At 35.9% G+C, this 12,625-nt stretch carries 11 protein-coding genes; 4 read left to right on the top strand and 7 right to left on the bottom strand.

Annotation, left to right across the window (positions count from 1 at the left end):
- Together K8S13_RS12445 and trpS are read left to right on the top strand one after the other, a co-directional pair.
- A partial coding sequence (locus tag K8S13_RS12445) for a CCA tRNA nucleotidyltransferase (RefSeq protein ID WP_367172585.1) occupies positions 1–1,245 on the top strand: 1,245 nt, incomplete at its 5' end.
- Between the two features lie 66 nt (positions 1,246–1,311).
- Positions 1,312–2,322, top strand: a complete 1,011-nt coding sequence (gene trpS / locus K8S13_RS12440; RefSeq protein WP_291462920.1) for a tryptophan--tRNA ligase — start codon at positions 1,312–1,314, stop codon at positions 2,320–2,322.
- On the opposite strand, the gene K8S13_RS12435 is transcribed toward trpS, so the two are convergent.
- Both K8S13_RS12435 and argJ read right to left on the bottom strand, forming a co-directional pair.
- Positions 2,311–3,003 (bottom strand): pseudouridine synthase, encoded by a 693-nt coding sequence (locus K8S13_RS12435; protein WP_291462919.1) that lies wholly within the window; start codon positions 3,001–3,003, stop codon positions 2,311–2,313. The genes trpS and K8S13_RS12435 overlap by 12 nt on opposite strands.
- A 1-nt stretch (position 3,004) precedes the next feature.
- Entirely contained in the window at positions 3,005–4,174 is a 1,170-nt protein-coding gene (gene argJ, locus K8S13_RS12430) for a bifunctional glutamate N-acetyltransferase/amino-acid acetyltransferase ArgJ (protein ID WP_291462918.1), read from the bottom strand.
- A 187-nt stretch (positions 4,175–4,361) separates the two neighbouring features.
- Between argJ and K8S13_RS12425 the strand changes: the two genes are divergently transcribed.
- Positions 4,362–4,808, top strand: a complete 447-nt coding sequence (locus K8S13_RS12425; protein ID WP_291462916.1) for a MarR family transcriptional regulator — start codon at positions 4,362–4,364, stop codon at positions 4,806–4,808.
- Entirely contained in the window at positions 4,801–5,544 is a 744-nt protein-coding gene (truA, locus tag K8S13_RS12420) for a tRNA pseudouridine(38-40) synthase TruA (RefSeq protein ID WP_291462914.1), read from the top strand. Before K8S13_RS12425 ends, truA begins: the two co-directional genes overlap by 8 nt.
- Here truA and K8S13_RS12415 read toward each other — a convergent pair.
- The 5 genes from K8S13_RS12415 to K8S13_RS12395 all read right to left on the bottom strand — a co-directional run bounded on the left by K8S13_RS12415 (position 5,535) and on the right by K8S13_RS12395 (position 12,359).
- Positions 5,535–7,319 (bottom strand): chloride channel protein, encoded by a 1,785-nt coding sequence (locus K8S13_RS12415; protein WP_291462913.1) that lies wholly within the window; start codon positions 7,317–7,319, stop codon positions 5,535–5,537. The two genes, truA and K8S13_RS12415, sit on opposite strands and share 10 nt — an antisense overlap.
- A gap of 5 nt (positions 7,320–7,324) precedes the next feature.
- The gene (locus tag K8S13_RS12410; protein WP_291462912.1) at positions 7,325–8,635 is read right to left on the bottom strand and encodes an aminotransferase class I/II-fold pyridoxal phosphate-dependent enzyme; all 1,311 of its coding nucleotides are present in this window, start codon (positions 8,633–8,635) and stop codon (positions 7,325–7,327) included.
- A 135-nt stretch (positions 8,636–8,770) separates the two neighbouring features.
- Complete coding sequence (locus K8S13_RS12405; RefSeq protein WP_291462911.1) at positions 8,771–9,043, bottom strand: PxxKW family cysteine-rich protein; 273 nt, start codon at positions 9,041–9,043, stop codon at positions 8,771–8,773.
- 364 nt (positions 9,044–9,407) lie between these two features.
- A complete protein-coding gene (locus K8S13_RS12400; RefSeq protein ID WP_291462910.1) occupies positions 9,408–11,192 on the bottom strand; it encodes an AAA family ATPase in 1,785 nt (594 codons plus the stop codon).
- Between the two features lie 9 nt (positions 11,193–11,201).
- The gene (locus K8S13_RS12395; RefSeq protein ID WP_291462908.1) at positions 11,202–12,359 is read right to left on the bottom strand and encodes a hypothetical protein; all 1,158 of its coding nucleotides are present in this window, start codon (positions 12,357–12,359) and stop codon (positions 11,202–11,204) included.
- Positions 12,360–12,625 lie beyond the last annotated feature (266 nt).

Raw genomic sequence — 12,625 nt, 5'->3', positions numbered from 1 at the left:
CTTCTTCAAAATATCGGTAAAACCGGCAATGAACTTGGGTTTAATATGTTTGTTGTCGGCGGATTTGTGAGGGATCTGTTGCTGAACAGACAAATCGATGACATTGATATTGTTGTTGAAGGCGACGGTATTAAGTTTGCCAAGGTCTATGCAAAAAAAGAAGGTTGCAGAATAAATACCTATAAAAAATTTGGTACAGCAGTGATTATTTTTCCTGATAATTTTAAAATTGATGTGGCCTCTGCCAGGTTGGAATATTATAAAACACCGGCAGCATTGCCTATTGTTGAAAAAAGTTCCATTAAACTTGACCTTGCACGAAGAGATTTTACAATCAATACCCTGGCGATCAGTCTTAATCCTGATAATTTTGGAACTATGATAGACTATTTTGGTGCGAACAGAGATTTGAAAGATAAAACAATAAGAACCATTCATAATTTAAGCTTTGTTGAAGACCCCACTCGTATTTTCAGAGCCATTAAATTTTCAAACCGGTTTGGATTCAAAATTGGGAAAGTCACCTCAAATTTAATTAATAATGCAATAAAAATAGACTCTTTTAAAAATTTAAGCGGCCTTCGGGTATTATCTGAACTAAAACAAATATTTGAAGAAGAAAATCCAATTCCTGCCATTAGAACAATGGAGGCATACGGCCTTGAAAAGGTTATTCATAAGGAACTGACCTTTATCCCAAATACATTTCATTTGCTTGAGTCAGTCAATAAAATACTATCCTGGCATGATCTTTTGTATATTGATGAGCCATACCCAAGATGGTCGGTTTACTTTATGGCACTTTTGAACCGTTGTCCTTATAATGTCTGTGAGCAGATTTGTAACAAACTCAAAGTGCCTTTGAAAGAACGTGGCATTCTTTTGGAAAAAAGATATAAAGCTGAAAAGCAACTTAATTTAATAGAGAACGCATCAAATTATAGTAAAGAGGATCTGTACTGGGTTCTCATTAACTTTAAAACTGAATTTATTTTATACATGATGGCTTTGGCAAAAAGTGATGATACAAGGAAAGCCATCTCAAATTTTTATACGCATCAAAGAAGTATAAAACCTTATATTCAGGGTAGAGATTTATTAAAAATCGGGGTACCATCCGGCCCTGTTTTTAGTACGATACTCAACCAGATCTTAACCGCTAAACTGGATGGCCAGTTAAAAACAAAAAAAGAAGAAATTAAGTTTGCCGCAGAATATGCCAAGAAAAACAAACTTATTGATTAAGTCATTACTTTTTGTTAATCCCCGGTTATTCAATTTAAAAATAATTTATTTCAGGAATAATTGAAAATGAAAAATGCAGATTTTTTAACGGGTATTACAACCAGTGGAACCCCTCACCTTGGTAATTATGTCGGTGCCATACGTCCGGCAGTTGAATCCAGTAAAAATTTAAAATTAGTATCCTATTATTTTCTTGCTGATTATCATTCTTTAATTAAAAATCAAGATCCAAGTTTAAGAAAACAATCCGCACTTGAGATTGCAGCCGCATGGATTGCTTTAGGGCTGGACTATAACAATTGTGTATTTTACCGGCAATCAGATATTCCTGAAATACCTGAATTAACCTGGATACTCACCTGCCTTACTGCCAAAGGATTGATGAACAGAGCCCATGCCTATAAAGCTGTGAAGGCCCAAAATGATGAACAAGGACATAATGACCCGGATAAAGGCATAACCATGGGACTTTTCTCATATCCGGTACTGATGGCAGCTGATATCCTGATGTTTAATGCTCAAAAAGTACCTGTGGGCAAAGACCAGGTTCAGCATCTTGAAATGACAAGAGATATAGCGGCAAGATTTAATCATGTTTATAAAAAGCTATTTATTCTTCCCGAAGTTATTGTGGATGAGACGTCTGCTGTTCTCGCAGGTCTTGATGGCCGTAAGATGAGTAAAAGCTATCATAATTATATTCCTCTGTTTGATACACAAAAACGTCTTAAAAAACTGATTATGAAGATAAAAACCAATTCTCTGGGTCCGGATGAACCCAAAGATCCGGATACTTGCACACTTTTTTCAATATATAAGGCATTTGCCAGTGAATCACAAACAAAAGAAATGGCCGAGCGTTACCGACGGGGAATTGCATGGGGAACCATGAAACAGGAGCTCTTTGAATATATTGATGACATATTAAAAGAACCCAGAAGACAATATGAAGACCTGATTAAAAATCCGTCTGATATTGATGAAATACTTATGAAGGGTGCAGCAAAAGCAAGAGAATTCTCCGTACCCTTTCTTGAAAAAATAAAAAAAGCCATTGGGATTCAATCACTGGGTTAATTGTTTGATTTCTTTAGAGGTCAAATAACGCCATTTTCCTTCTTTTAGATTCCCAAGGTTGATATTTGCCATCCGGACTCTTTTTAAAATATCAACCTTGTTCCCGGTTTTGCCCACCATTTTTCGAATCTGGCGGTTCCTTCCCTGTTTTAAAACAATATTGAATTTATTCTTTGAAAGACGTTTCACTCTTGCTTTTCTGGTTTTAACGTTGTCAATAACAATACCCTGTGACATATTTATTAATGCAGTTTCAGGTATGGGGTGAAGTGTCGTCACAATATACTCTTTTTCATGATTAAATGACGGATGGGATAATTTATTATGAAGATCTCCGTCATTGGTCAACAACACCAGTCCTTTAGAATTTTTATCAAGTCTTCCCACAGGATACACCCGCTCATCAATATCAATCAAATCAAGAATAATTTTTGATTTCTGCTGTGAACAGGATGTGACAACTCCCTGTGGTTTGTTCAAAGCAATATAAACTTTTGAAACATCTTGTTTTAAAATAATCGGATGATTATTAAAAAAAACCCGGTCATTTTCAGGGTCGATCTTTGTACCCAGTTCCGTGACAATCTGATGGTTTACTTTTACCTGACCGTTTAAGATATGCTCTTCTGCTTTTCTCCTGGAACAAAGCCCTGCATGGGCCAGATATTTTTGAAGCCGCACGTTACGACCTGTATTCCGCATTAATTTTTACATAATCAACACTGAAGTCACAAAACAGAAAAAAGTCCGTTTCTTTTCCTATATTCAAATCAAGTGTAATAGTAATTTCTTTATTTTTCATAATTTGAGCTGTCTTTTTTTCAGCTTCGTCTCCTATCCATTTGCCTTTTAAAATTAATGGCTGGTCATCAAAAAAAAGATCCATCTTTTCTGGAACAACATGGGCTCCGGACCGTCCGGCAGCTGCAGTGATCCTTCCCCAGTTAGGATCTTCTCCGTAAATAGCCGTCTTAACCAGATTGGAATGGGCAATGGTTTCAGACACCTTAAATGCATCCTGTTTTGATTGAGCCCCTTTAACAATAATCTGAATAAGCTTGGTGGCACCCTCCCCGTCTTTGACCACCATTTTAGCAAGTTCTATACAAACTTTATCCAGCATGTCCTGAAAATTTTTTTTAGAATCAGTATCGTTGATTTTCACTCCTGACATACCGTTTGCCAAGGCCAAAAGCGTATCATTGGTGCTGGTATCACCATCAATGGTGATCCGGTTAAAGGATTTTTCACTGGCTGCACTTAAACATACTTTTAAATCCTTGGCCGATATATTAATATCCGTACAAATAAAGGCCAGCATAGTTGCCATATCCGGCCGGATCATACCAGATCCTTTTGCAATCCCCATGATTGAAAATTTTTTATCATCTATCGTGCCACTTTTTTTTACAATTTTATTGTGTGTATCAGTGGTAAGAATAGCATCTGCAAAATCATCTGCATGATCAGCAGAAAGATGAATGACAATGTCCGGAACGCCGACTTTGAATTTATCCATGGGAAGATTCTGGCCAATCACACCCGTTGAAGACACCAAGACAAAGTCTTCGGGGATACCCAGTGATGTGGCCACCATTTTCGAACAGGCAATGGCATCTTTAATTCCCTTGTCTCCTGTAAAGCAATTGGCATTACCGCTGTTAACAAGAACCGCCTGGCACAAGCCTTTTTTAATTTTCTTTTTTCCCAGAATCACCGGGGCTGCAATCACCTTGTTTCGTGTAAACAGGGCTGCTGCAACAGCAGGGTTTTTACAATATATAAGCCCCAGATCTTTTTGATCTTTTTTTTTAATTCCAGCATGAATACCGGCAAATTTAAAGCCTTTCATAAAATTTACTCCACTTATAGATATAGAGGGATGAATAATGATACTTCTCAAAACTCATATCTCATATCTCATAAAAAAAATACATTATACGTTGGTGGCTGATTTGTGTAAATGATTTAAGAACAAACATTGACATATAATACCAAATATAATAATTGCATATACAATCATATATGTTGAGGTAAAAATGGAAAACAAAGAAAATTTTCTTGAAAGCTGTCTGTTTTTTAATACAAATGCCTTGTCCAGGTATTTATTAAAACTTGCTGAAAAAGAATTTAAGCACTTAAATCTCTCTCCTGCCCATGCATCTTTACTGCTGCTGATCTATGATACACCCGGAATCAGTCCAAAACAATTAAGCTTTCTTCTCCACCTGACACCTTCCACTATCACACGGTTTGTTGATGCTCTTGAGAAAAAGGGACTTTTAGTGCGTAAAACAAAAGGGAAGTCTGCATTTATCTTTCCCAGTGAAAAAGGACTTGAATTAAAAAGGTCCATTGCCGTTGCCTACAAAAAATTATATCTGAAATATACAAAAATTCTTGACTCTAATACAGCCAATCAATTGTCTTTTGCCATTCTTAAAGCCAATAAAAAGTTAGCCGACTTCTTAGACAATAATGAATAAAAATTTTAAAATTATTATTGAATATGACGGGACAGAGTTCTTTGGCTGGCAAAGACAAAATGATAAGATAACCATCCAGGGTGAAATTGAAAAAACTTTAACCCGGATTTTGAACCAGAAGGTCAAAATTTCAGCCTCCGGTCGAACCGATGCCGGTGTTCATGCCTTTGGCCAGGTCGCAAATTTTTATGCAAATACGGATATTTTACCCGGGGATCTTAAAAAGGGAGTGAACAGTCTGATCCAAAACTCCATTGTGATCAGGGAGTGCTGTATTGTGGATGATGATTTTCATGCACGGTACAAAGCAATTTCCAAAGAATATCATTATTTTATTTTAAACAGAAAAGACCCTTGCGCCATAAACAGGTTCTTTCAATGGCATATCCGATATCCTCTCGATATTGATGCAATGCGTCAATGTTGTCAGGCAATTACAGGGATTTTTGATTTTAAATCTTTTGAGAATACAGGAAGCCCGCGCTCTTCTACTATTCGGGAAGTCTTTTTTTTCAATATCAATAAAATTGAAAATAACAGAATTGTATTTAAAATTTGTGCCAATGGATTTTTAAAATATATGGTACGAAACCTCATCGGAACCATTGTTCTTGCCGGATTGAATAAAATGACTATTGATGACTTTATCAATATACTTGAAGCAAAGGATAGGACAAAGGCCGGTTCAACAGCACCGGCCCTTGGATTGTTTTTAAAAAAAGTGAATTATTCTTGAACTTTTATTTTTTTGATATGGTCATTATAATGTGAAATGATGTCCCGCCTGTAAATTAAACCGATCAGATGGTCTGAATCTTCTTCTTCCATTACCGGTAAAGCATCAATGTTTTTTTGAGTCAGCTTTAAGAGTACTGTGTTCAGATCTTCGGAAGGTGTGGTACAAATCAGCTCAGACACCATGATATCTTTCATCACAACCAATTGTTCTATATGGATTGCAAAAAGAACTTCCCTGATATCATTGGAGGAAAAAATGCCGGATAAATCACCTTTGGTGTTAATAACGGGAAAATAGTGCTGTTTGGTGCTTGAAAATATTTTTTTAAATTCACTGAATGGCATATCTTCATTCATACACCTGACTTCTTTGATCAAATGTCTTAAATTACCCACTTTTATGGTTTGAAGGATATCCATCATAAACTCACCGGCATGGGCCGGAGAATCAATTCTGGATTTGACCTGATTTTCAAAAATAGTCCATCGTTGACATAATAAATAACAGATGGAACAGACCATGAGGCTGGGTAATAATAAGTGGTAGGAATTGGTCATCTCACTGATAAAAATAATGGTTGAAATCGGTGTATTGGATGCGGCTGCGAAAAATCCTGCCATACCGACAATAACAAATGAACCTGGGGCCGTGACAACCGAAGGGATAAGCAGGTGAAAAATTTTCCCGACAGCCCCGCCCATGGCGCCCCCTATGACGATTGACGGGCCGAACACCCCGCCGCTGCCACCGGAACCAATGGAAAAGGATGTGGTAAATATTTTTCCCAGGGCCAATGCAATTAAAGTGGGGATGGCCACCTGGTTAAAAATTGCCTGCTGAGCAATTCCATAGCCGAATGAAAGGGTATAGGGAAGAAAAAAACCGATAATACCAGTGATCAAACCACCCACAGCCGGTTTAAGATGGTTGGGGATTGAAAATTTTTTAAAAAGATCTATTACCCCGTAAAATACTTTAATGTAAAGAATAGCAGTCAGCACAAGAACACCGGCAAGAACGATGTAAGGCCCTAGTTCCAAAGGGTTTTGAAACTTAAAATTTGGAGAATCAAATAAAGATCCCCATCCGAAAACAAGACAAAAAGTACAATAGGCAAAAACAGAAGAGATACCGGCCGGAATAATGACTTCCGATTCAAAATCAGGGTCACGGTAAAGAACTTCCGCCGCAAAAAGCGCACCGGCCAGTGGAGCACGAAATATGGATCCGACACCGGCGCCAATCCCGGCGGCCATCATGATTCTTCTTTCTCTTTCAGACAGTTTGAATTTAGTGGCCAGAAAAGATCCAAACCCCGCACCGATTTGCGCTATGGGCCCTTCCCTGCCTCCTGATCCTCCGGTTGTCAGTGTTAATGTGGAAGCAATGGTTTTAATGAAGGGTATTCTGCCACGGATGAGCCCTCCTTTATGATGGTAGGCATCAATGGCTGCATCTGTTCCATGGCCCTCTGCTTCCGGGGCAAATGTATAAACGAGCCAACCGCTGACAACACCGCCTAAAGCCGGTAAAATTAAAAGTATCCATTTGTTAAAAGGGGTTTGGGTGTGAGGCAGCAGAAGGTGCTCTCCTGCCGGAGCCCCCGGTCTGTATCCCGCCATCAGATCCATGAAAAAATGCATGCCAAGTCCGCATAAACAATGGAAAACAATGGCACCGCAACCGGCAATAATGCCGATTAAGACAAAATAAAACAGCCATCTTCCTGCGACTGCAATATCCCCTGAACCCATTCTTTCTTTAAACCCCATGACCATTACCCTTTTCTAAGGTCATCAATTCCACTCAATATGATATCAAACAATGTTTCTACATCACTCTCTTCCAGACAGGAAAATGCCACCCGGATATTTTTTTTACCAATGGAAATCAAACCGGTCCCGTAATTATCCAGAAGATGGAGCCTTAATTCTTCTGCGTCCACATCCTTTAACCGGATACACATGAAATATCCTGAATTAAATGGATAGACATCAAAGGCATCTTTAAATTTAGGATCTTTTAAGACCGCTTTCATTTTTAAAGCCCGTCTTTTCAGGAGATCAAATTTTTCTTTTTTATAAACCTCATAATTTTCATCCGCCATGGATTTTAAAAGAATGGTCTGGCTCAAATGGGATGAATTGGAAATATTTCCACGGATACATCCTCCGGTCTTCTTTTCCAGTGCTTCCAGGACATTATCATCATCTCCAAAAACACCATAGGTAATAAAACCTGTTCTGAACCCCCAAACATAGTCTTCTTTTGTTGCACCATCAAGTTTAATAGCGACAAGGCGTTTGTCTGCACCTGCAAGTTTGGTAAATATGGATTCTTTGCTGGTTTGTTCTTCAAAGAAAAGTCCAAAGTAGGCATCATCACAAGCAACAACCACATTGGTACCCTGTCGGGCAATATCAATGAGAATACCGGCAACCCTGTCAGCTTCGGATACACTTAAGGAATATCCGCTGGGGTTATGAGGAAAATTTAAAACCGTGACAATTTTATCATTTTCCTTTGCCTGTTGACGCATCACTTTTTCAAAAGAATCTATATTAAACCGGGTCAGCTGATCATCATAGGCTTTGTAATGAACAATTCGTCCGCTGTTTCTGACACAAAAGGTCATAGTGTAATTACCCCACATCATATCAGGCAGAACAATCACATCGTTTGTGTTCACCCACATATCAGACAGAATACTGACGCCGTGGGTGATACCTGAAGTCACAACAGGAAGACTGATTTTTTTATTTTTAAGTGACGGGTTCTTTTGATAAAGGTCGGACTTCCATTTGTTCCGAAGTGCTGGAATGCCAAAGGATGGGGCATAAGGCAAATAATCATCCGGTTCAATATCTTTAATATACTTTGTGATCGAAGAAAGGCTTAATACGCTGTTGCCTTCTTTGGCAATACCAATTGTCGCATTAATCTTATCTGCTTTTTGTTTGGCTTCAGCACTCTGACTCAGGATGCCTTTTGGAAAAAAAAGGGCTTTTCCCATATCAGAAAGCATTTCAAAAATGTGGGGATTGGATCCATTAATAATTTGGTTTAGTTCTTGTGCAATAGGATTCATAATTCACTCTTTTTAAAATGGTTAGTGGATAAAGTAACCCTGAAAACAATTCATTAAAGTAATTGAAATTAAAAAAACTCTGTAGCTTTATCAAGACTAAAACCACAGAGTTTAAATAAAACTTATATATAAAAATTATCTTCTTTTGGAAGCTTTGATCGGGTTAATCTTTTGTTTTTTATTTGCTGCAACAGTTTTAACATGGGTTGCAATATTGCAATTTCCGTTTTTCCATTTTAATGATGGATCCGGAGCGGCAGTGCAATATTCACCGGTTTCATATTTTGAAGTTCTCGCACATCCTTTGCATTCATCAATAATAGGGAGGCATGCTCCTTCATTATAGCTGCATCCTTTTGCCGTCATGAATACGCAGTCGTCACCTTCCCTGATAGTTGTACAAATCATAATAATAATCCTGTATCTTAATCCTGTAGTTTGAATTTTAAATAGTCTCTTAAGACCTATAAACCTCAATTAAATATCACAGCATCAAAAAATAGTCAATATTTGACTCAAAATATTTAAGTCGAATTTTCCCAAGGCAATCGCTTGTAAAATAAAAAATCATCTTTAATTATTGTCCGTAAAAAATATAAATATGACCAAATTAACAGGGCCATTCTGATTTATTCAGGAAGCTCTACATGTTCATATGAAATTGTGTAGTTTATTATATGATTTATGTAATTTATTACATAGTTTTAATCAGGTGTGATAATTGATCCAGTCTGGTTACTAAACGAGCTTAATGGAGATTTTCAATAGGAATTTACTGAAGGATTTCAATTTCGACGCGTCTGTTCATCATTCTTCCCCAAGCGGTATTGTTGCTTTCAACGGGGTTAATGCTTCCCAAGCCTTTAACTCCAATTTGATCTGGATTTATACCCCTTCCAAGTAGAAAACTTCTGACAATATTAGCCCTGAACTCTGACAACTTTATATTGTATTTTTGATAGCCTTCTGAGTCTGTATAGCCTGAAATCAAAATCTTGGCGTCAGGATGCATTGTAAGAATATCAGCAAAATTTTTTAATTTGTTAAATCCTTCTTCAGTAAAGTCATTGGTGTTATAGTTAAATCTGACAATTATTGTTTCCTCTGGTAAAGGCAAAATTTTTTTTTTCATTTCACCATCTTGATCTGCCGGATTAATTTTTTTTTCGTTTTTTAATTCATTCGGCCTTATGGATGTGTTTGACGACTTAATTGGATTTTCAGACAAGTTTTTATTTTCAATAATTTCATGAAGTTCATCTTGAACTAATGGTTCGGGGATTCTTTTTTTTATATCTTTCTGCGATATTACTATGTTGTTACCGGGTATTGTCATTTTTTCCTGATGATTGGCAATCCCTTGATCGTTTTTTTTAATTTGAATTTTTTCTTCTTTATTACCCACATCTTTTAACACTTCTATTTGATTATATTCATTTTTTCTATTTTTTGAGCTATCTGCTAAGATGGTTGGATTTAAAAATTCCGGAAGGAACTTGGATCTATTATTTGTTATAAAATTTATGTGGCTATTGGTATCTGATATGACTTGCTGAAAACTCACAGGGAATAATATCCACCAGCAGATAATTAAAAACAAAAAAAATCCGACTATTCCAATTAATAAATTACCGATCCCCCCCCCCTTTTTTTTCGGAGGTATGGGTCTCAAAAGTACTGATTGGGATTGAATATCGGGGACAGGTTTTTGATGATAGTTTGTAAATCCATTTATATCACGATTCCTGACATATGCGGGGATTTTAAGTTCTTTGGCACACTCCTGTATAATGCCCGCACTAATTGTTTCTTTGTCTTTAACATAACCCGACAACAATGCATGATCACAAATAATATTGATCCTTCTGGGGAATCCCCCGGAATACATGAATATTTCCTGAACAGCAAAAGGTTCAAAAATGGATTGAACTGCACCGGCAACTTTTAACCGGTATTGTATGTACTCATCCGTCTCATCAGGAGTTAATGGATCAATATTATAATTTAGTGTCAATCTTTGCCGGACAGCTCTGTTTTGATCTTGATTTAAAATTTCATTAAATTCATTCTGCCCGACAAAAAAAATATTTATTAATTTAGTGTTTGTCTTTTCAATATTTGATAACAAGCGAATTTCTTCAAGCAGTTCCTGGGTTAACAGCTGCGCTTCATCAATGATAAGTAAAATTTTTTTATCAATTTTATGAGCATCTAGTAGGAATTTGCGAAATCGAACAAGAAAGGCACCCTTTGATGAAAATTCCTGGTTAATTCCAAAAGAGGATGCAATGTAATTAAAGAAATCAAGTTTTGAAAGACTTGGGTCTGAAACTGATGCACAAATGATATCGTTGCTCAGACTCTGTATTAATGAATTTATTAGTGTTGTTTTACCCGTACCGACATCTCCGGTCAATAAAAGGAACCCTTTGTTATCAAGAATACCATATTTAAGTGTTGCCAATGCTTCTTGATGCTTTTCCCCAAGCCACAGAAAATCAGGGTCTGAACTGATTTGAAACGGTTTTATTTTTAATTTATAAAAAGAAGTATACATATGAATTAATTATGAATTATGAAGAAACCCCATATCTTTTGCTTGAGTATTTTTTGTCCCGACAACCAGTACTTCAATTTTACTTTTTTCATTCTGCTTAAAATAGAGACGTCCATTATATGCAAATAGTACTTCAAGGCAAGTTGTTTTATGTTTTTTTCCCGAAAACACTTTTCTTTTTATCGTTATTTTCTCTGGTTTCTGATTTAACAATAGTATACATTCTTCTGCCTTGATTTGTTGATCTTCATTTAGACTTAATAATCCTGAAATCGCTTTTCTATTCATTACAATGTTCTTATACAGAACACTAAAACGTTTAAAAGTAAAATCGAACTCATTTCTTTTGCTTTTCGAGCTTTTTCTTCTTTCATATTTGCTGATTGTTGACTTGAGTTCATTGATTTCCTCTTCCTTCTCCTGTTTTAATTCAATAAAGGCATTAAGTTGTTTTTCAAGAGAGAGAATCTCATCAAACATTTCGTCTTCATTTATTTTTAATTTCTTTTTATCTTTTTGATATTTAGCATTCAAAGATTTAATATTTTCAAACAATCCCTGTCGCTCTTTTTTCAAATTTTCTAAAATCTGTTTATGAACCTGTTCTTCTTTTTGCAAATCATCAATTAAAGCCTTTTTGACTTTTGTATCATGTGCTGCTTTTAAACTTCCAACTTTATATAAAATTAAAACAATTAAAAGACCAGCACTGAAATATATTAATAAAATAAAATTAGCGAGTCTGGAACCATGATTCAGATTGATCTCAGCACTAACAGTCAACCCATCATTTAAAATTTTGAAATTCTGCTTTGCAATGATTTCAAAGTTATTATTTTCATTAAGGCTGTTTATAAACGCATCTGCATTAATAAAAGTTGGATAAATCAATTTCCCTTTTTTAGTGGTGACAAGGGCTTTGAGGTCAAGACCAATATATTGAACCATCCAGTCAGTTTCAAGAAAGGTGTAAATATTTTCGGCAATCTGCTCTTCAATCGATACCCGTCCATCTAAAAGATTTGAGGTATCTCCAATAAAAATATTCTCAATCTTTTGAAGATAATGACGATTAAAATATTTTTGATAGACGTTCAGTGTAACGACATATAGAATTGGTGTGAATAACAGACAGAATATTACCGTTTTTAATGGAAAATATTTCATTTATACTCCGAATTATATTATATCTATTCTACTGAAGAGCGACTTTATCTTAGAAAGCATTAATTATCAAGATGTTAAGAATAATATGTATATGATAATGCTCAATTTGTTTTCTTTTATTCTCTTGAAAAAACAATTGAAGTCACCTATATATAACTTTGCTCTTTTATCAATTCAAAAAACGAAACAATTCGATCATGTGCTATAACTTATAATATTTTTGTTTTATAAATTAAAGTGACATGATAATTGGATGTGCAAACTAC

It is taken from the genome of Desulfobacula sp. (assembly GCF_021107415.1).
The sequence above is the reverse complement of the archived record's forward strand: the minus strand, read 5'-3'. Positions and strand labels throughout refer to the sequence as shown.

Coding starts and splice junctions, on each gene's coding strand:
- K8S13_RS12410 (WP_291462912.1), bottom strand. CDS start 8,635: ATGAATCCTATTGCACAAGAACTAAACCAAATTATTAATGGATCCAAT.
- trpS (WP_291462920.1), top strand. CDS start 1,312: ATGAAAAATGCAGATTTTTTAACGGGTATTACAACCAGTGGAACCCCT.
- K8S13_RS12425 (WP_291462916.1), top strand. CDS start 4,362: ATGGAAAACAAAGAAAATTTTCTTGAAAGCTGTCTGTTTTTTAATACA.
- K8S13_RS12405 (WP_291462911.1), bottom strand. CDS start 9,043: ATGATTTGTACAACTATCAGGGAAGGTGACGACTGCGTATTCATGACG.
- K8S13_RS12395 (WP_291462908.1), bottom strand. CDS start 12,359: ATGAAATATTTTCCATTAAAAACGGTAATATTCTGTCTGTTATTCACA.
- truA (WP_291462914.1), top strand. CDS start 4,801: ATGAATAAAAATTTTAAAATTATTATTGAATATGACGGGACAGAGTTC.
- argJ (WP_291462918.1), bottom strand. CDS start 4,174: ATGAAAGGCTTTAAATTTGCCGGTATTCATGCTGGAATTAAAAAAAAA.
- K8S13_RS12400 (WP_291462910.1), bottom strand. CDS start 11,192: ATGTATACTTCTTTTTATAAATTAAAAATAAAACCGTTTCAAATCAGT.
- K8S13_RS12415 (WP_291462913.1), bottom strand. CDS start 7,319: ATGGGGTTTAAAGAAAGAATGGGTTCAGGGGATATTGCAGTCGCAGGA.